This window comes from Dyella sp. SG609 (genome assembly GCF_012275375.1).
Classification (GTDB): Bacteria; Pseudomonadota; Gammaproteobacteria; order Xanthomonadales; family Rhodanobacteraceae; genus Dyella_D; species Dyella_D marensis.
On the sequence record NZ_JAAZQJ010000007.1, the window covers coordinates 211,133 to 229,391 of the forward strand.

General features: G+C 69.2%; 14 protein-coding genes and 2 pseudogenes. 9 read left to right on the top strand and 7 right to left on the bottom strand.

The window, feature by feature from the left end; translation table 11 throughout:
* Positions 1-15: 15 nt before the first annotated feature.
* The 3 genes and pseudogenes from FHW85_RS14555 to FHW85_RS14565 all read right to left on the bottom strand — a co-directional run.
* A pseudogene (locus FHW85_RS14555) lies at positions 16-459 on the bottom strand ((2Fe-2S)-binding protein); the annotation flags it as partial.
* A gap of 52 nt (positions 460-511) precedes the next feature.
* Positions 512-1,111, bottom strand: coding sequence for a nucleotidyltransferase family protein (locus FHW85_RS14560; protein ID WP_168648722.1), 600 nt, complete (start codon positions 1,109-1,111; stop codon positions 512-514).
* The gene (locus FHW85_RS14565) at positions 1,108-2,205 is read right to left on the bottom strand and encodes an XdhC/CoxI family protein (RefSeq protein ID WP_168648723.1); all 1,098 of its coding nucleotides are present in this window, start codon (positions 2,203-2,205) and stop codon (positions 1,108-1,110) included. Before FHW85_RS14565 ends, FHW85_RS14560 begins: the two co-directional genes overlap by 4 nt.
* A gap of 185 nt (positions 2,206-2,390) precedes the next feature.
* On the opposite strand from FHW85_RS14565, the gene FHW85_RS14570 reads away from it, so the two are divergent.
* From FHW85_RS14570 to FHW85_RS14600, 7 genes are all read left to right on the top strand, one after another.
* Positions 2,391-3,119: an aldolase/citrate lyase family protein gene (locus FHW85_RS14570; RefSeq protein WP_168648724.1), complete on the top strand. Its 729-nt coding sequence runs from the start codon at positions 2,391-2,393 to the stop codon at positions 3,117-3,119.
* 80 nt (positions 3,120-3,199) lie between these two features.
* Positions 3,200-5,257 carry a TonB-dependent siderophore receptor gene (locus FHW85_RS14575; protein WP_246866779.1) on the top strand — a complete coding sequence of 686 codons (2,058 nt, stop codon included), beginning with the start codon at positions 3,200-3,202 and terminating at the stop codon, positions 5,255-5,257.
* Between the two features lie 385 nt (positions 5,258-5,642).
* Positions 5,643-6,863, top strand: coding sequence for a siderophore biosynthesis protein PvsA (locus FHW85_RS14580; protein WP_168648726.1), 1,221 nt, complete (start codon positions 5,643-5,645; stop codon positions 6,861-6,863).
* Positions 6,860-8,650, top strand: a complete 1,791-nt coding sequence (locus FHW85_RS14585) for an IucA/IucC family siderophore biosynthesis protein (protein ID WP_210427810.1) — start codon at positions 6,860-6,862, stop codon at positions 8,648-8,650. The genes FHW85_RS14580 and FHW85_RS14585 overlap by 4 nt, the downstream gene beginning before the upstream one ends.
* Positions 8,650-9,816 (top strand): MFS transporter, encoded by a 1,167-nt coding sequence (locus FHW85_RS14590; RefSeq protein ID WP_168648728.1) that lies wholly within the window; start codon positions 8,650-8,652, stop codon positions 9,814-9,816. Before FHW85_RS14585 ends, FHW85_RS14590 begins: the two co-directional genes overlap by 1 nt.
* A complete protein-coding gene (locus FHW85_RS14595; protein WP_168648729.1) occupies positions 9,794-11,548 on the top strand; it encodes an IucA/IucC family protein in 1,755 nt (584 codons plus the stop codon). Before FHW85_RS14590 ends, FHW85_RS14595 begins: the two co-directional genes overlap by 23 nt.
* Before the next feature lie 26 nt (positions 11,549-11,574).
* On the top strand, positions 11,575-12,795 hold the full coding sequence (locus FHW85_RS14600; protein ID WP_168648730.1) for a type III PLP-dependent enzyme: 1,221 nt from the start codon (positions 11,575-11,577) through the stop codon (positions 12,793-12,795).
* Between the two features lie 16 nt (positions 12,796-12,811).
* On the opposite strand, the gene FHW85_RS14605 is transcribed toward FHW85_RS14600, so the two are convergent.
* From FHW85_RS14605 to FHW85_RS14620, 4 genes and pseudogenes are all read right to left on the bottom strand, one after another.
* On the bottom strand, positions 12,812-14,278 hold the full coding sequence (locus FHW85_RS14605) for an FAD-dependent monooxygenase (RefSeq protein ID WP_168648731.1): 1,467 nt from the start codon (positions 14,276-14,278) through the stop codon (positions 12,812-12,814).
* Between the two features lie 129 nt (positions 14,279-14,407).
* On the bottom strand, positions 14,408-15,517 hold the full coding sequence (locus FHW85_RS14610) for a serine hydrolase domain-containing protein (protein WP_168648732.1): 1,110 nt from the start codon (positions 15,515-15,517) through the stop codon (positions 14,408-14,410).
* Positions 15,518-15,618: 101 nt separating this feature from the next.
* Positions 15,619-16,785: an alginate export family protein gene (locus FHW85_RS14615; RefSeq protein ID WP_246866770.1), complete on the bottom strand. Its 1,167-nt coding sequence runs from the start codon at positions 16,783-16,785 to the stop codon at positions 15,619-15,621.
* A gap of 95 nt (positions 16,786-16,880) precedes the next feature.
* Positions 16,881-17,021: pseudogene (locus tag FHW85_RS14620) on the bottom strand (DUF4440 domain-containing protein); the annotation flags it as partial.
* 247 nt (positions 17,022-17,268) lie between these two features.
* On the opposite strand from FHW85_RS14620, the gene ribA reads away from it, so the two are divergent.
* Entirely contained in the window at positions 17,269-17,925 is a 657-nt protein-coding gene (ribA, locus tag FHW85_RS22405) for a GTP cyclohydrolase II (protein WP_167256231.1), read from the top strand.
* Entirely contained in the window at positions 17,922-18,257 is a 336-nt protein-coding gene (locus FHW85_RS14630; protein ID WP_208399782.1) for a putative quinol monooxygenase, read from the top strand. The genes ribA and FHW85_RS14630 overlap by 4 nt, the downstream gene beginning before the upstream one ends.
* The last annotated feature ends 2 nt before the right edge of the window (positions 18,258-18,259 follow it).

Genomic DNA, 18,259 nt, shown 5'->3' on the forward strand with positions numbered 1-18,259 from the left:
CACCTTCTGGCCGGTCGCCACCTGCTTGATCGCTTCGCGGATGCGCACATAGGTGCCGCAGCGGCAGATATTGCCGGACATGGCCACGTCGATCTCCGCGTCGCTCGGTTCCGGCGTCGCCGCCAGCAGCGCGGTGGCGGACATGATCTGGCCCGACTGGCAGTAGCCGCATTGCACCACTTCGATATCCAGCCAGGCCTGCTGCACCTTCTTGCCCACCGCGCTGGCGCCGACGCCTTCGATGGTGGTGACGGCCTTGCTGCCCACGGCGGAAACGGGCAGCACGCAGGAGCGCACGGCCGCGCCATCCAGGTGCACTGTGCAGGCGCCGCACTGGGCGATGCCGCAGCCGAACTTGGTGCCGGTCAGGCCGATCACGTCGCGCAGCACCCATAGCAGGGGCATGTCGTCCGGGACGTCGACCGAGCGGGATTCACCGTTGATATTCAGGACGATCATGTTGCCTCCGCGTCTGTGCATGGGCGATGTCGGGGATACGGCTTCGATCGGGCTATCCGCTGCCCGTGCGCCAACGTTCGTAGTCGTCCGGCGTGTCGATGTCGATACGGGCCTCGGGCATGGGCAGCGCCTGCACCTGGTCCGCATAAGCCATCAGCAGGCTGCGCGCGCCTTCCGGGCCGTGCAGCAGTTCCAGTTCGTGGAAGAAGCGCGCGGGGAACAGGCAGGGCACGCCGAGCACACCGTCGCCGTAGTCCGCGGCGACGATAAGGTCAGCGGTGGCTGCGTTCGCCAAGGCTTGAAGCTGCGTTGCGCCGAGTGCCGGCTGGTCGCATAAGCACACCATCACGGCGGCCAGCTCCGGATGGCGTTCGCGCAGGCGTCCCAGGCCGAAGGCAAGCGAGCCGCCCATGCCGGAGGGCCAGCCGGCATGGAAGGCCGCATCGAGCGGCAGGCCATCGAGCGCGGCTTCGACGTCGTCTTTATAGGCGCCGACCACCACCGCGACCCGCGGCGACACCTGCAGCGCCGCGCGCGCCATGCGTCGCACCAGCGGCTCGCCGTCGATCGGCAGCAATTGCTTGGCCGAGCCGTAGCGCACCGCGCCGCCGGCGGCGAGCAGGACGATGCCGAGGGTGCGCGCGCCGGTCATGAATGAATCGGCCCGTCGGTGCGGCTGAGCCGCGCGCCGGAACGCGCGCGCATCGCGGCCATGATTTCGGCGGCGACGGAGAGGGCGATTTCCTGCGCGGTTTCCGAACCGATATCGAGACCCGCGGGAGCGTGGATGGCCGTGGCGGAAGCGGATACGGCACGGTGGATGCGGGCAGCGCGCTCGCGCGAGCCGATCACGCCGAGATAGGCCAGCGGTACCTGGGCGAGCGCCTGGACGTAGGCCAGGTCGCGTTCGTAGTGGTGCGTCATCACCACCACCGCGGTCTGGCGATCGAACGGCAACCGTTCCGGCAAGGCTTCGGGCGCGGCATGGAGCTGCGCACCGACACCTTCCAGCTGGCCGCGCGCCGCGGCGACATGCTCGACCAGCGTGGTCTGCCAACCGAGGCCATGCGCCAAACGCGACAACGCCAGCGCGCATTCGCTGTAGCCGACCACCACCAGCGCGGGCTTGGGCCGCCAGGCTTCCAGCAGCACGTCCATCTGCGCGCCGTCCATTTCGGCGCGTTCGAGCACGGCGCCGCCGTGGGCCGGCAGGCCGTCGGCCAGCGCATGGATGCGCCGGGCCAGCTGCGGCGCGGGGATATCGGTCCAATGCCCGGCGCCATGGCGGATCAGCCGCCACGGGCGCGGCGTGTGCACCGCGCCGTCGCGCGAGAACACGGTGGCGACGCTGGCCGGCGCGCGTTCGTCGTGCAGCCGGGCCAGCACGTCGAAGAACTGGAAATCGTCCGGCTGCACCAGCGGCTCGATCAGCACGTCCAGTTCGCCGCCGCAGCCGACTTCCATCAGCACGTCCAGATTGGATTCGCGGTTGTACGGCACCAGCGCGGGCGTGCGCTCGGCCATGGCGCGCTGGGCGCGCAGCACGATGTCGCGCTGGGGGCAGCCGCCGGCGAGCGCGCAGGTCACTTCGCCATTGGCATGCACCAGCATGCGGGCGCCGGCCCGGCGAAAAGTGGAACCGCTGGTGCGGACAATGGTGGCCAGTGCGGCCGGCTCGGGCGTGCTGCGCGCGCGGAGTTGCTGGACCGCCGCAAAGAGTTGGGGGAACTCCTGCGAAGCATTCATGAGGTGTCGCCTGCCATGTCAGCCCGAGCATGCTAGTCGTCCGGTCTAATACTTGGCAACCCGAATGCGGCAAGCCTTGGCGGAGCTGGATCCGGACGATCGGCAACGCTTCGTGGACACGTTTTGTTGATAATCATTCTCATTAAACCTATGCTTGCGCACCTTCCCACCGGACCTGGGTTCGCATGCCGCGCTCGATTGGACTTCTGCAATCCGTACCCAGCCCCTTGCTGTGCGAAATGCTGGGCCATGCCGGCTACGACTTCGTCCTGCTCGACCTGGAGCACCTGCTGGTCTCTCCCGACCAGCTGCAGCACGCCATCCGCGCCTGCGAGCTGGGCGGTTGCGGACCGTGGGTGCGCGTGCCGGAGGTGGACGAGAAGCTGATCGGCCGCGTGCTCGATGCCGGCGCCAGGGGCGTGGTGATCCCGTGCCTGGAAACGGTCGAGCAGGCCGAACACGCCGTCGCCGCCGCGCGCTTCCCGCCGCTGGGCCGGCGCGGCATCACCGGCGGCCGCGTCACCGGCTTCGGCAAGACGCCGCTGCCCGATTACATCGAACAGGCCAACCGCGACATCCTGGTGGTGCCGATGATCGAGACCGACGCCGGCGTGCGCGCGTTGCCGCGGATCCTCGCCGTCCCTGGCATCTCGCTGGTGATGGAAGGCGCGCTGGATCTCGCGCTCGACCTCGGCCTTGGACCGCAGCCGCTGCACGCCGAAGTGTGGCAACGCCTGCTGCGCATCGCCGAGTGCTGCGACGAAGCCGGCATTCCGTTCTGCCCCAACCCGCGCAACGACGAACAGCTGCGCCATTGGGCCCGCCGCGAAGTGCGCTGGATGCTCGCCGGCGAAGACCGCGGCCTGCTGCTCGCCGCCCTGCGCGAGCGCGCCAGCGCCCTGCGCGAACCCTGATCCCTCACTCCCCGCATTGGAATCGCTACGTGACCGGTCTTCCCCGCCTGCATCTCCTCGGCCTCGCCATCGCCTGCGCGCTGTGCGCCGCCGCCGCGCACGCCGATGACACCACCGCGCCGAACAAGCCGCGCGACCTCGAAGCCGTGCAGGTGCAGGGCAATGTGCTGGGCCAGTCGTCGAAGGAGAACGTGCGCACCTATGCCGGCAGCCGCAAGGTGATCGGCAGCGAGGAACTGGCCACCGGCGCCAACCGCTCGCTGGACGACGCCCTGCAGCAGGTGCCGGGCATCAAGATCTTCGACGAGACCGGCACCGGCGTGCTGCCGCAGATCATGCTGCGCGGCCTGTACGAAAGCCGCAGCGGCCGCGTGCAGGTGCTGGAGGACGGCATTCCGCTGTCGCTGGCGCCGTATGGCCAGACCAGCCTGTCGCTGTTCCCGGTGACCATGAACCAGGTCGACCGCATCGACATCGTGCGCGGCGGCGCGGCGGTACAGTACGGCCCCAACAATGTGGGCGGCGTGATCAACCTGGTCAGCAAGCCGATCCCCGAGCGCTGGACCACCACGCTGGGCGAGAAGATCACCGCCGGCGGCGCGGGCCGTTACCTGCGCGACACCACGGTAAGCACCGGCGGCTACCTCACGCCCGACTTCGGCCTGCAGCTGGATGCCGACTGGAACAAGGGCCAGTACTGGCGCGAGCACAGCGGCACCGACGTGAAGAACGTAAGGTTGCGCACCGAATGGTGGCTGGCCGACGACAAGCTGCTGAAGGCCGACGTGCAGCGCTACGTGGCGAACATGGACATGGCCGGCGCGCTGTCGGTAGCCGACTACGAGGAGAACCCGCGCCAGGCCACCCGCCCGCTGGACCGCTTCACCGGCCGCACCACTCGCGCCTCGCTCACCTACCAGCAGGATCTCGGCGCCTGGGGCCCGTTCGACCAGTCGCAGTTCACCTGGAGCAACTTCAGCGCCAACAGCACGCGCAACTTCATCGTGGGCATGCGCCGCCTCGCCAGCGAGACCTGGCGCCCCGACCTGGCGCCGCAGCTGCTGCAGAGCGCGCCGCGCGGCTTCAAGGTCTATGGCAGCGAGCCGCGCATTGCGCTGCATGTGGACTCCGGCAATGTCACGCAGCAGTGGACGGCCGGCGTGCGCGCGGTGCACGAGGACATCGACTTCCTCGTCGGCAATACCGGCCTGGATAACGGGGTCTACACACTCGTGCGCAACTGGCAGTTCAAGGACCGTGCCTGGTCCGCCTACGTCAGCGACGCGGTCGGCCTGTTCAACGACCGCCTGACCATCACGCCCGGCCTGCGCTACGAGCATCTCGATTCCACCTACCTCAACCGCGCCAACGGCAGCACCACGCAGAACAACGTGCGCAATGCCCTGCCCGGCCTCACCGTCGGCTACAAGGCCAGCTCGCAGTGGTACGTCTATGCCGACGCGCAGCGTTCCCTGCGCGCGCCGCAGGTGACGCAGATCATCTACGGCGACAATCTCGACTCCGAGCTGGCCTGGAACTACGAAGCCGGCGCGCGCTATACGCCGGCCGAAGGCACCAGCATCAACCTCGACGTGTACCGCATCGACTTCGACAAGCAGATCCAGCTCGACAACACCACGCGCACCTACGCCAACCTGGGCAAGACCCGCCACCAGGGCGCGGAACTGGAACTGGAATGGAGCCCGCCCGGCCTGCGCGCGCTCAAGCTCAGCGCCGGCTATGCCTATCTCGACGCCAGCCAGGCATCGGGCCAGTACGCCGGCCGGCGCGTGCCGTATACCTCGCGCAACCAGTTGAACCTGGGCGCCAGCTACGGCGCGGGCGACACCGTCGTCGCGCTCACCAGCTACTACTTCAGCCGCGCCTACAGCGATGCGGCGAACACGGTGCGCGAGAACGCCATCGCCTCCGTCGGCGAACTGCCGTCGTACTGGGTATGGAACATGCAGCTCACGCGCACGCTGATGCGCGCCGGCAGCAGCACGCTCAAGGGCACGCTGGCGGTGAACAACCTGTTCGACCGCCGCTACTGGTACCGCGGCATCGACACCAGCCCCTGGGGCCGCCAGCCGGCGCCGGGACGCACGGCGACGGCAGGCGTGGAACTGAGCTTCTGATGCAGCGTGATGCAGCGCACGCCCTTGCATCGTGTCTTGCATCTGCAACCGCGCGTTGACACCAAACTTACCTGCCGCCATGCACCATTGATCGGCCGCATCGGCTCAGGATTCCGGCAACTTCCTGCGCCGATGCAAGCACGGGGATGCGCCGAGCCAGAACCCGCCGCGAACGCACCAGCGCATTCGCGGCCCTGGCGGTAGCGGACCGCAGCACTACCGAGCCAGCCGGGCGTTCCGCCCGGCCCAGCCATCACAGTCGAAACGAGCGCTTCGGCAGACCGCCGAGGATGCCGTGTGGATGGCTTGCGCGCGTTCTCGCGCTTCGGCCATGACCGGCATCCGAGCAGTCCGCCACGCGCAGACCTCTCACACGGATATCTTCATGACCGACAACCTGTCGCCCCTGGTGATCCTGACCCACGTATGCCACGCGGCGGTCACCGATGGTTTCCTTCCCGCCGCGCATCGCCTGGGCCTGCCCGTGGTGCTGCTGACCGATCACCGGCTGGAGCACCTGGAGTATTTCGGCCGCGCGCCGGAACACGCGCCGCAGCAGGTGATCGAATGCGATGTGTTCAATCCGCTGAGCGTGATCGACGTGCTGCACGGCGCGGGTATCCGGCCGGGCGCGGTGTTCTCCAACAGCGATCACCTGCAGACTTCCACCGCCCTGGTCGCCGAAGCATTCGGCCTGCCGGGCAAACCGTGGCGCGTGTGCTATGCCGCGAAGAACAAGGCCGCCATGCGCGAACGCCTGCGTTCGCTCGGCCTGCCCGCGCCGTGGTTCGAAAGCCTGATGCCGGGCCAGGCCATCCCCGCGCATGCGCCGTGGCCGCTGATCGCCAAGCCGCGCGAGGGCGTGGCCAGCCTCGACGTGCAGCTGTGCGCCAACCCCGGCGAGCTGCAGCAGTATCTGCAGGCGTTCTGGCAACGCCACCCGGGGCGCGCGGTGCTGCTGGAGGAATTCCTGCACGGTCCGCTGTTCACGCTGGAGACGCTGAGCGACCGGCGGCGCACGCAGGCCGTGGGCGGCTTCGACGTGACGCTGTCCGAGCCGCCGCATTTCATCGAACTGGAAGCGCGCTGGAATGGCCCCGCCGGCACGCAGCAGCGGCAGCAGGCGCTGGCCCAGGTGCTGGCCTTCGGCGTGGACTTCGGGGTCTGCCACAGCGAATTCATTCTTACCGAACGCGGCCCCATGCTGGTCGAGATCAACTACCGCAGCATCGGCGACGGCCGCGAGTTCATGCTCGACCGCATGCATGGCGGGCGCTGGTTCGAGGCCATCCTGCGCCTGCACCTGGGCGAACCGCTCGTACCGCTGCAGCCGGCCAGCCAGCACGCGCTGGTGCGCTATTACGTGGCCAGCGAGGAAGGCCGGCTGCTGCAGATCAGCGACGACCGGGCGCAGCAACACGAGCGCGCGCACGTCGCATACCGGCGGCTGCGACAACAGGGCGACGAGATCCGCCTGAGCCGTTCCAACAAGGACTACCTGGGCGCGCTGAGCATCGTGGCCCAGACCGAGCACGATCTCGGCCAGGCCTTGGAAGCGACCGAGCCGGGCCTGCAATGGCACATCGCCCAGGGAGCCGACGCATGAACCGCGGCGACAGCGGCTATATCGCCTGGCGCATCATCGACTGCTGCCTGCGCGAAGACCTGCGCGGGATCATGCACCGCGGCAGCGAAGCGGCGCCCGCGCCGGCAGCGCGGCAGGCATGGCCGGAACATCGCTTTCCCGAACGCTGGTGGCGCATCGCCCACCTGCCCGGCGGCGTGCTGTGGCTGCCGGTGCAGGCCAGCGATTACATGCAGAGCCTGCGCGCGCTCGGCGACGGATGGCTGCGCGAGACGCCGCAGGGGCTGGCCTACGAACACGGCGCGGATGCGTGGCTGGCGCTGCTGGCGGAAGGATTGGACGAGGAGACCCGCCAGCTGCATCGCGACTACGCGGCGGAAGCCCGCTGCGCCGCCGAGCATCGCGCGCTGTCGCGCCAGGCCTATACAGAACGCACCGATGCGCTGGCCGGCGCCCTGGATGCCGCCGGCTGGGACGAACGCGCCCTGCGCTGCGACCAGGTGGCGAGCTATCGCGACCATCCGTTCTATCCGACCGCGCGCGCCAAGTCCGGCTTCGGCGAAACGGATATGCGCGCCTATGCGCCGGAGTTCGATCCGAGCTTCGACCTGCGCTGGCTGGCGGTGCCGCGCGATGCACTGAAGCTCACCACACCGCAACCCGCATTCTGGCCCCGCATGCGCGACGTAGGGCTGGACGAAACGCTGGCCGCGACGCATGCCCTGCTCCCCGTGCACCCGCTGACCTGGCCGCGACTGGACGAGGGCGACGCTTTCCCGCTGCCGCCGGATACGCATCGCGCGCCGCTCGCGTGGCTGCCGGTACGGCCTACGCTGTCGGTGCGAACCGTGATGCCGGTGAACCATCCCGGCAGCCACCTCAAATTGCCGCTGCTGATGCGCACCCTCGGCGCGCTCAACCTGCGCCTGATCAAGCCGTCGACGCTGTACGACGGCCACTGGTTCGCCCAGGCGCTCACCGCCATCGAAGCAGGCGACGACGCGCTGCGCAACCGCTACGTGCATGTGGACGAAGCGCACGGCGGCCATGTCGACGAGGCCAGGCACCTTGCCTATCTGGTCCGCCGTTATCCGCCATTGCCCGAGGCCACCCTTGTCCCCGCTGCGGCGCTGAGCAGCACCATGCCCGACGGCCGTCCCTTCGCCGCGCATCTTGCCGACCGTTTCCACCAGGGCGACCTGCTCGCCTGGTGGCAATCGTACGTATCGCTGCTGAGCGAAGTGCACCTGCGCCTGTGGCTGGCCTACGGCGTGGCGCTGGAAGCCAACCAGCAGAACACCGTGCTGATCTACGCCCCAGGACAGGCGCCGCGCCTGCTGATGAAGGACAACGACTCCGCCCGCGTCCTGCTGCCGCGCCTGCGCGCGCGGCTGCCGGGGATCGAATCGCTCGGCGCCCTGCGCGACCCGCGCATTCCGGTCGACGACGATGCCGCCCTGGCGCGGATGTTCTGCACCATCATCCTGCAGCTGGATCTGCTGGCCGTGCTCGAAGGCGTGGCCGAATGGCAACCGGCGTGGCGCGGACCGATGTACGCGGTACTGCGCCGCACGCTGCGCGCCACGCTGGTCGAACTGCAACGCCAGGGCATCGACACGCAACCGGCCGAGCGCCTGCTGCAAGCGCCCTGGCTGCCGGTGAAATACCTGCTCAGCGCCGGTAGCCTGCTCAGCAAGCGCATCACCGGCGCCAGCGACATCAACAAGTTCTACGGCGACAGCGGCCCCAACTTCATGCTGGCGGACGAAACGGCGGCCGGCGCACGCCACGCCGACGGAGCGGCTTGATGCGCACGCTCGCCTCCGTGCTGGCCGCCCACTACCTGGCGGCGTTCACCGCCCTGGGCATGCCGGTGTTCATGCCGCGCGTGCTCGAAGGCCTGGCGCCCGGCGCGTCCGACTGGCTGAGCGGCCTGCTCTACGTGCTGCCCACCGTGTGCACGGCGCTGACGGCCACGGCCTGGGGACGGCTGGCCGACCGCTACGGCCGCAAGCTCTCGCTGATGCGCGCGCAGGCCGGACTGGTGCTGGGCTTTCTGATGGCGGGCTTCGCGCCGAACCTGGCCTGGTTCGTGTGCGCCCTGATCGTGCAGGGCACCTGCGGCGGTTCGCTGGCGGCGGCCAATGCCTACCTGGCGACGCAGGCGCAAGGCCAGTCGCTGACGCGCGCGCTGGACTGGACGCAGTTCTCCGCGCGCCTGGCGATGGTCACCGCGCCGGCCCTGCTCGGCCTGGCGACCGGCCTGGGCCTGGCGCAGACGCTGTACCGCTATCTGGCCGTGCTGCCGCTGCTGGCGTTGCTGCTGACCTGGCTGCTGCCGGCCGATACGGTGACCAGAAGTTCTTCCGCCAACGCAAAGCCGCAAGCCCCGGACGATCTGCGCGAACTGGCGCCGCTGCTGCTCGTGCAGTTTTTCTTCTACTTCGCCATGGTGGTGACCTTCCCCTATTTCATTTCCTACAGCGAAGCGCTGGGCGTGGGCAGCGACAGCCACGCCGGCCTGTACTACAGCCTGCCGCACCTGGTGTACCTGGTGCTGCTGCCCTGGCTGCGCGCACGCAGCTCCGCTCCGCAACGGCCGCTGCTGCTCGGACTGGGCCTGTTCTCGCTGGCCTGCCTGGGCCATGCGCTGCTCGCCGGCCCCGGCCTGCTCGCACCGGCGCGCGTGCTCTACGGCATCGGCATGCTGCTGGCCATCGGCGGACTCAATCGCGCGCTCAGCCAGCACGCCGGGCAAGACGGTGCGGGACGGGTGTTCGGCCGCTTCGACGCCTGCGGCAAATGGGCCGGCGCGCTCGGCGGCGTGGCCGCCGGCGCGCTGGTGCATCGCTGGGGCCTGGCCACGCCATTCGTCGCCGCGGCGATGGCGGGCGCCATCGCGCTGATCTGCGCCGCGCGCAGCTATCTCTTCCTTCCATCGAGGCAAACCTATGTTTCAGCAAGCGATGCGTGAACAGTGGTATGCGGCCCAGGCCGATGCGCAGGCGATCGCCTGCTGGCTCAACTGCTATCTGCGCGAATTCGCGCTGCCGCGCGGCCAGGCCGATATGGATTACCGCGGACTGGACCGCCCGGCCGGCCTCGCGCTCGGCGAAGGCCCGCTGCTGCGCATCGGCTTCGCGCAATCGGGTTACGCGCTATGCGTGCGGCTGGGCCAGAGCAGCCGGCTCGGCCGCTGCACCTATACGTCGGCGCCATATCTGAAGGCCGCGGGCGAAGGCTGGCGCTGCGCCGATGCGCGCACCACCATCCACTTCCTGCTGGAACGCCTGGCGCCGGAATGCGGCTTCAACGCCGAGCTGCTGGCGCAATCCGCCAACAGCATCGAGATCACCCGCCATCTGCTGGAGCTCTCCGCCGATGCCATGCCCAGCGGCGACGCGCTGATCGACGCCGAGCAAGGCATGCTGTGGGGCCACGCGCTGCATCCCACCCCGAAGAGCCGCGAAGGCGTGCCGCTGGCGCAGGTGCTGGCCTGCTCGCCGGAAGCGCGGGTGCGGGTTCCGCTGTACTGGTTCCGCATCGATCCGGGCCTGCTGCGCAGCCTGGGCCGCGATGCGCGCGCCACGCTGGCCAAGGTGGCCGGCGCGGAGCATCTCTACCCCTGCCATCCGTGGGAAGCCGAACGCCTGCTCGCCCATCCGCTGCTGCGGCAGGCGCGCGAACGCGGCCTGATCGAACCACTGGGTCCATTGGGCATGGCGCTGCAGCCGACCTCGTCGGTGCGCACCATGTACCACGCGGAGCTCGACTACTTCCTCAAGATGTCGATCCACGTGCGCCTCACCAACTGCGTGCGCAAGAACGCCTGGTACGAACTGGAAAGCGCGGTGGCGATGACCGCGCTGCTGGAACCGGCATGGCGCGACGTGGGCGAGCGCGTGCCGGGCTTCGGCGTGATGCTGGAGCCGGCGGCGACCACGCTGGACTTCAGCGCGCTGGGCGGCGACGCCGAGGCGCACCGCGAGCTGGCCGAGAGCTTCGGCATCCTCTATCGCGACAATCCCGCCGCCCTGGTACGCGAGCGCTACCACCCGCAGGTGGCCGGCGCACTGTTCGCCACCGACCGCCACGGCGCCAGCATATGCAAGGCGATGCTGCGCCCGTCCGCTTCTGCCGCCGGCTATGCGCGCACCGCCATCGCCTGGTTCGAAGCCTATGCCGGCCTGCTGCTGGACGGCGTGTGGCTGGCCTTCTTCAAGCACGGCATCGTGCTCGAACCGCATCTGCAGAACACCGTGATCGGCTTCGACCGCGGCATGCCGGCGCGCCTCTGGATACGCGACCTGGAAGGCACCAAGCTGGTGCGCGAACGCTGGCCGGAAGCATCGCTGGCCGGCTTGTCGGAACGCGCGCGGCAGTCCGTGCATTACGGCCAGGAGCTAGGCTGGAAGCGCGTTGTCTACTGCGCCCTGGTCAACAACCTGGCCGAGGCGATCTTCCACCTGGCCGACGGCGACAGCGCACTCGAAGAGCGGCTATGGTCGTGCATCGGCGCCATCGCGCAGCGCTGGCAGGAACGCCACGGCGCGCAGCCGCTGCTGCAAGGCCTGCTCGAAGGCGCGGCCCTGCCCAGCAAGAACAACCTGCGCACGCGCCTGTTCAAGCGCGCCGACCGCGACTCCGACTACACCTATCTGCCCAATCCGATCAGCCCGCCGGCCGCCGCGCGCCAGGTGGCTTGAATCCCGCTTCGACCAGGTATCCACGCATGACCCTGCATTGCCCACCCGAACGCATCGAAGCGCAGATCGCCCAATGGCGCACCGAATCGCCCGAACCGATCTGCGCCTACCTCTACGACCTGCAGGCGCTGCAGCAGCACGTGCGCTGGATGCGCGAAGCCCTGCCCGACGGCTGCGAGCTGTACTACGCCGCCAAGGCCAACCCGGAGGCGCCGGTGCTGCAGACGGTGGCGCCGTGGGTGGACGGCTTCGAAGCGGCCTCCGGCGGCGAGCTGCGCTGGCTGCACCAGCAGCAGGCGGATCATCCCCTGCTGTTCGGCGGCCCCGGCAAGCTGGACAGCGAACTGGCCCTCGCGGCATCGCTGCCCTGCTGCACGCTGCATGTGGAAAGCCTGGGCGAACTGGCCCGCCTCGCGTCCATCGCCGAGCGCGGCGGCAGGCCGGTGCCGATCTTCCTGCGCATGAATATCGCCGTGCCCGGCGTCGGCGACACGCGCCTGATGATGGGCGGCAAGCCCACGCCGTTCGGCATGGACGAGCAGGATCTGCCGCAGGCGGTGGCGATCCTGCGCGAGCATCCCGCGCTGCGGCTGGAAGGCTTCCATTTCCATCTGATGTCGCACCAGAAGGACGCGCTGATGCAGCTCGCCCTGGTGCGCGCCTATCTCGATATCGCGCAGCGCTGGAAAGCCGCCTACGGGCTCGATATCGGCACGGTCAATGCCGGCGGCGGCTTCGGCGTCGACTACGCCGAACCCTCGGCATCCTTCGACTGGCTGCGGTTCTGCACCGGCCTGCGCGAGGTGCTGCGCCAACATGCGCATGGCCTGAAGCTGCGCTTCGAACCGGGCCGCTACGTCAGCGTCGCCTGCGGCTGGTATGCGATGGAAGTCATCGACATCAAGCGCAGCCACGGCGAGTACTTCGCCGTGGCGCGCGGCGGCACCCATCATTTCCGCACGCCGCCGGCGCAGGGCCACGACCATCCGTTCCGCATCCTGCGCGGCCAGCGCGCCGCGGCCATCGAGAACGAACGCGTCACCCTGGTCGGCCAGCTGTGCACGCCCAAGGACGTCCTGGCGCGTGCACAGCCGGTGGAGGCCCTGGCCATCGGCGATTGCCTGCTGTTTCCGCTGGCCGGCGCTTATGCCTGGAATATCTCGCACCAGAACTTCTTGATGCATCCGGCGCCGCGCATGGCGTTTCTCGAGGCACGGACGGCGCTGCACGCCGCCAACGCCGCCTGACGGAGCGGACAAGGCGCTACGCCTTCGCCGGCGGGCCGAACCAGGTGGCGAGCGCATCGGCCAGTCCGCTGTCGCCACCGTCGCCGACCCAGGCCACGTAGCCGTCGGGACGGATCAGCACCGCGGAAGGCGCCTCGACGCGGCCCAGCACGGGGAGTTCCCACGGACCTTCGCAACCCGCATCGACGCGGCGCAGGCGATCGGCCCACGGCGCGATCGCCGCATCGAGCACCCCGCGCGCGCCGAGGTTGAGCAGCAGCGGACGCGCTTCGTGCAGCAGGCTGTAGACCCGCAACGGGCCACCGGCGGTGAGCAGATCCAGGTCGGGCATGCGCCGCCCCAGCAGCGGATGCCCTTCGCCGAGGTCGTAGCGGATGCCCAGTCCGATCACCTCCGCCGCCATGCGCTTGCGCGGTTCGTCCATGGCGAGGAACTCGGTGAGGTATTCGTCCAGCGCCAGGCTGCGCTCGTCCCTGCGCTGCAGCGCGACGTGGGCCATGGTGTTGCGCAGTACGCGCGCGGCGACCGGGTGGCGTTCGGCCTGATAGGTATCGAGCAGGCTGTCCGGCGCGGTGCCCTTGATCACCTGCGCCAGCTTCCAGCCGAGATTGGCCGCATCCTGCACGCCCAGGTTGAGCCCCTGCCCGCCCATCGGCGGATGCACGTGCGCGGCGTCGCCGGCCAGCAGCACGCGCCGCTCGCGATACGCCGCGGCCTGGCGGCTGAGATCGGTGAAGCGCGAAACCCAGCTGGCGTCGTGGATGCCGAAGTCGGTGCCGTACACGGTGGCCAGGGCCGCGCCGACTTCCTGCACCGTGGGATCGCCGGCCGAGCTCAGCCGCGCTTCGGTCAGCACGATGCGTGCGCGGCCGTCCTCGGCCTTGCCGATGGCGTGGGTGCCGATCGCATCGTGGCGGAAACCCCAGGCGGGCTCCTCGCGCATCGAGGCCTCGGCGATCAGCCAGCTCTTGGTGGCGTCCCAGCCGTCGAATGCGATGCCGGCCGTCTTGCGCACGATGCTGCGGCCGCCATCGCAACCGACCAGGTACGAAGCGCGCAGCGAGCCGCCACCGGCCAGCGCGACACTGACGCCGCGCTCGTCCTGCGCGAAGCCAGCCACCTCGCGCTCGCGATGGAACGTCACCGGCAGCGCGGCGACCCAGCTCGCCATGATGCGCTCGATATGCTTCTGCCACAGCCCCAGCGTGTAGTTGTGCCGCGTGGGAAAGTCGCTGATATCCAGCGCCACGTGGAAATACGCATGCGGATGCGGTGTCCCTTCCGCGATGAACCAGTCGGCGATGCCGCGCTGGTCGAACACTTCCAGCGTGCGCGCATGCAGGCCGCCCGCGCGCGAACCGGGCACATCCTGGTTGGCGCGCTTCTCGACGATCGCCACGTCGATGCCCGCCAGGGCCAGTTCACCGGCCAGCATCAAACCCGTCGGACCACCGCCGACGATCACCACATCGTGCTCTGCCATCGCATCGCTCCCAAGGCTGTCGATACCGACAAGGCCGGCGATGCTGCGCCTGCCCCCCGGCCTTACGGCAAGCCCGGGGGTGCGCTATACTCTGGAAGCGGCGGGGAATAGCGATATTCCCCGCTTTTTTTATGCCTGCGCGCCGGCGGCGAACACCGCCACGCCGAACTCGTCGATGATTCTCTGGCTCAGGTCGGTGTTGTTGAGCAGCACCAGGGTGGCCTGGCCGTCGAGCCGGTGCGCCAGCAGCGAGCGGTAGCCGTCGGTGCGCCCCGTCTCCCACGCAAATGCCCGTGCCGCGCCATCGGCCTGCACGTCCTTGACGCGGCCGCCCAGCGCATACGATTCCGCCGGCACCAGGATCGTGCTCAGCGCCTTGCGCGAAGCCTCGCTCAGCAGCGAACCGCCATAAACACCCTCGGCCGCGCGCACGAGATCGGCCGCCGTGCCGCAATAGCCGCCCGACGCCACCATGTACACCAGCTGCGGATTCATCTTGCGCACCGGCGGCTCGATCGTGGCGTAGCCGACGGCGACCTGGGCGCGCGCCGCGTCGGTGTAGCGCGGCAGCACGTGCTTGAGTCCCAGCGGCGCGAGCACGAGCGCATCGATGGCCTGCGCGAAATCCTGGCCGGTGACGTGTTCGACGATGCCCTTGACCAGGATCCAGTTGGTCAGGTCGTACGAGAACCGGCTGCCCGGCTCGAACGCCAGGTCGCCGGAACAGAACGCCTCGATCGCCTCGCCCGTGGTGTAGGGCTTGGTCCATATCGCCGGATCGGCCTTGACCCGCGGCGAAAACCCATTGGGAATGCCGCTGCAATTGGACAGCAGGTGCTTGAGCTTCACCTTGGCGCCGTTGTCGGCGCGGTAGCCGTCCAGGTAGTCGCCGATGGATCCGTCGAGCGCCAGCTTGCCCTGCTCGACCAGCCGCAAGACGGCCACCGAGACGAACCACTTGCTGATCGAGGCCAGGGGATAGAGCGTGTCGACCGTGGCGCGGCGCCCCGTTTCCACATCGGCCATGCCGAACGCTTCGGACAACACCACCCGCTGCCCGCGTACCAGATGGATGACGCCGTGAAAGCCGTTCGCCTCGACGAAATCGTCGACGACCGCCCTCACACTCTTGCCCGCGCCCTTGTCCGCCCCGGCTTCCGCCGCCAGCAGCGAAGGCGCCAGCCATGCGCCGGCGAGCGCGCCCGCCACGCCTTGTACGAAACGACGCCTGCTCGCCATGCACCCACCTCCGCCTGGAGTGCGCGGCGCGCACTTGCCAGCCCCGACTTATCGGCGCAAGGCAGGCGAGGCGATAAGTGCCGGAAGTTGGCCCGCGTTGTTTACGGCTGGCGGCCGAAGCGGTATTGCGCGATCAGCCAGAGCTTGCGCTCGTCCACGCCATAGCCGCGTGCGCGGTAGTCGCCATACTGCATTTCCAGCGTCACGCCGCTGCCCACGTCGAACAGCACGCCGGCATCGAACTCGTTGCCCAGCGCCGGTCCGCCCAGCACCGGGGTGAAGTGGCGATAGACCACCTGCCAGCTCGCCTTGCGCGCGAGCGGCAGGCTACCGAACGCGCCCGCGTAGCGGTCGCGCAATCCCGCCACCGGAATACGGAAGGCGCCCACCCAGCCATTGAACGCGCGCGCCGCGCCATAGGCCACGTTGAGCGGCGTGCGGCCATTGCCGTCCAGGCGCTCCTCGCCGGCCTTGAGCGAGAACGGCGCGTAGCCGTAGCTCACTTCGGCCAGGTGGTAGCCCAGGCTGAACTGCGCGGGGTTGTTGCCGTAGTCGTGCTGGCGGGCCACGTCGGCGATCCAGCCGAGGCTGGCGCCCTCGGGCCCGAGCTTGCGCGTACCGCTCCAGCGCAGGCCCAGCGTGCGCACCGAATTGACCGGCCGCGTGCTGTTGCGGATGAAATAGCCGTAGGCAGTGAGCTTGCCCAGCGGCAATGCCTGATCCAGGTGCAGCAGATGCGCGCTGAGTTTCCAGCGGCGCTGCTGGCGGTCGGGGAAATCCTCGCCCACCGTGCGGTTGACCTGGTCCAGCCAGTGGTAGCGCAGTTCCGCGCCGTCCCACGCCTTCCAGGCCACGCCCACGCCGTCGAAGGACTGCGAGGTCTGCCGCCAGCCGTTGCTGCTGATGAAGCGGCCGCCGTCCATCACCACGTACTGGCGGCCGACGCGCACGCGCACGTCGTCGTTGCGATATTCCAGCCAGGCATTGGTGAGGCCGGTCGATTTCGGATCGGCCTCGACGGGATACGGCAGGCGGCGGCCGGAGGTGTCGTCGTACTGGCGCCCGAACAGCGAGCGCACCGCGATGCCCTCGGCATAGGCGCTCCAGCCGTTGCCCAGCGCCCAGCGATAGCCGAACTGCAGGCGCACCGTATTGGCATGCCCGCGCAGCGGCGCCGACTGCGAATACAGGTTGCTGTAGCGATAGCGCAGGTCGACGAAGGCGGCGCTTGCGGGCGCTTCGCCCGCCGCCGCCGACATGGCCGCCATGGTCCCCGCCAGGCCCAGGCAGGAACGCCGCCACGCCCTGGTGAGCGTGCGCCCCAGGCCTGCCGCACCGTCCCCGCGCGTTGCGAAACTGGTCCTGGCATCGGCGAGGAAGGGTGATTGTCGATTTGCCACGGGCCGTCGATCCTCTTGTAGACAAAGGTGTAGCGCGCCTGCACCTTCCGCGCCTTGCCGTTCTTGCTCAGCCTGAAAGTATAGACGCCCATGTCCACCGCGGCGGCGGCGGCGGCAAGTCATTGCAGGCCTCGCCGCGGGCGCCGGCGACTGGGCGAAACGCTAGAATGGCGCGTTGTCTCAAAGCCCCGGGAGATCGAATCGCGGCCACCCGGGCGAACGCTGTGTTCCCGATGCAGGCCTGTCGGTTTCGCGGGGCGCGCCCTATACAACCCATCAGGGCGCGTTGAGCACTCACATGATCGTCCCCATCTATACACGCGGCCTCCCCCAAGCCTCGAGATCCTCTCCATGTCCTCTTCCTGCGTGCACGCCGTTCCGCTCGACAAGACGCCCAGCGTGCGCACCACCGCGCAGTTGCCGCTCCATCTCGCCGACGGGCGCGAGGCGGCCGGCCTGATGTACAGCTTCCACGGCCTGTCCGACGGCAAGGAGCATTTCGCCCTGCGCCTGGGCGCCGGCACGGCCGACGCGCCGCTGGTGCGCCTGCATTCGGAGTGCACCACCGGCGATGTGCTCGGCTCGGCGCGCTGCGATTGCGGCCCGCAGCTGCAGGAGTCGCTGACGCGGCTGCACGAGGAAGGCGGCTATCTGCTCTACATGCGCCAGGAAGGCCGCGGCATCGGCCTGTACGCCAAGCTCGACGCCTACCGCCTGCAGGAACAGGGCCACGACACCTACGCCGCCAACCGCGCGCTGGGCCATGGCGACGACGAGCGCGACTACACCGCCGCCGCCGAGATGCTCAAGGCACTGGGCCTTACCCGCATCACCCTGATCACCAACAACCCCGACAAGCGTGCGCAACTGGAAGCGCTGGGCATCGAAGTGGCAGCCGTGCGCCCCACCGGCGTGTTTTCCGGCCGGCACAACCTGCGCTATCTGGAAGCCAAGGTGCGCCACACCCGCCACACCCTGCTGCTGCCGGCCGCCACGGAAGAAGCGTGAGCGCGCACGGCGGCACGCCGGGGCCATCCATGCAGGGTCCCATCACCGTTCTCGCCTATCCCACCGTCGCGCCGGACTGGCGCGAGCGTTTCCTGCAGGCCTTCGACGTGCTGGCGCGGCATACGCGGGCCGAACCGGGCTGCCTGGCGTTCCAGCTGCACGCGCACCCCACCGATGCGGGCAGGTTCGTGGTGCACGAAGTGTTCGCCGACAAGGCCGCGCTCGATGCGCACGCGGCGGCGCCGCATACGCGGGACTTCATCGACTTCATCCACATCACCGGCAGCACGCTGTCGTGCCAGCCGTGGTATCCGCTCGAACGGCCGGGCTGACT

What these genes read in the sequence shown, in the direction of transcription:
- FHW85_RS14560 (WP_168648722.1), bottom strand. Translation starts at nt 1,111, where the DNA reads ATGACCGGCGCGCGCACCCTCGGCATCGTCCTGCTCGCCGCCGGCGGC.
- FHW85_RS14565 (WP_168648723.1), bottom strand. Translation starts at nt 2,205, where the DNA reads ATGAATGCTTCGCAGGAGTTCCCCCAACTCTTTGCGGCGGTCCAGCAA.
- FHW85_RS14570 (WP_168648724.1), top strand. Translation starts at nt 2,391, where the DNA reads ATGCCGCGCTCGATTGGACTTCTGCAATCCGTACCCAGCCCCTTGCTG.
- FHW85_RS14580 (WP_168648726.1), top strand. Translation starts at nt 5,643, where the DNA reads ATGACCGACAACCTGTCGCCCCTGGTGATCCTGACCCACGTATGCCAC.
- FHW85_RS14585 (WP_210427810.1), top strand. Translation starts at nt 6,860, where the DNA reads ATGAACCGCGGCGACAGCGGCTATATCGCCTGGCGCATCATCGACTGC.
- FHW85_RS14590 (WP_168648728.1), top strand. Translation starts at nt 8,650, where the DNA reads ATGCGCACGCTCGCCTCCGTGCTGGCCGCCCACTACCTGGCGGCGTTC.
- FHW85_RS14595 (WP_168648729.1), top strand. Translation starts at nt 9,794, where the DNA reads ATGTTTCAGCAAGCGATGCGTGAACAGTGGTATGCGGCCCAGGCCGAT.
- FHW85_RS14600 (WP_168648730.1), top strand. Translation starts at nt 11,575, where the DNA reads ATGACCCTGCATTGCCCACCCGAACGCATCGAAGCGCAGATCGCCCAA.
- FHW85_RS14605 (WP_168648731.1), bottom strand. Translation starts at nt 14,278, where the DNA reads ATGGCAGAGCACGATGTGGTGATCGTCGGCGGTGGTCCGACGGGTTTG.
- FHW85_RS14610 (WP_168648732.1), bottom strand. Translation starts at nt 15,517, where the DNA reads ATGGCGAGCAGGCGTCGTTTCGTACAAGGCGTGGCGGGCGCGCTCGCC.
- FHW85_RS14615 (WP_246866770.1), bottom strand. Translation starts at nt 16,785, where the DNA reads ATGGCGGCCATGTCGGCGGCGGCGGGCGAAGCGCCCGCAAGCGCCGCC.
- ribA (WP_167256231.1), top strand. Translation starts at nt 17,269, where the DNA reads ATGTCCTCTTCCTGCGTGCACGCCGTTCCGCTCGACAAGACGCCCAGC.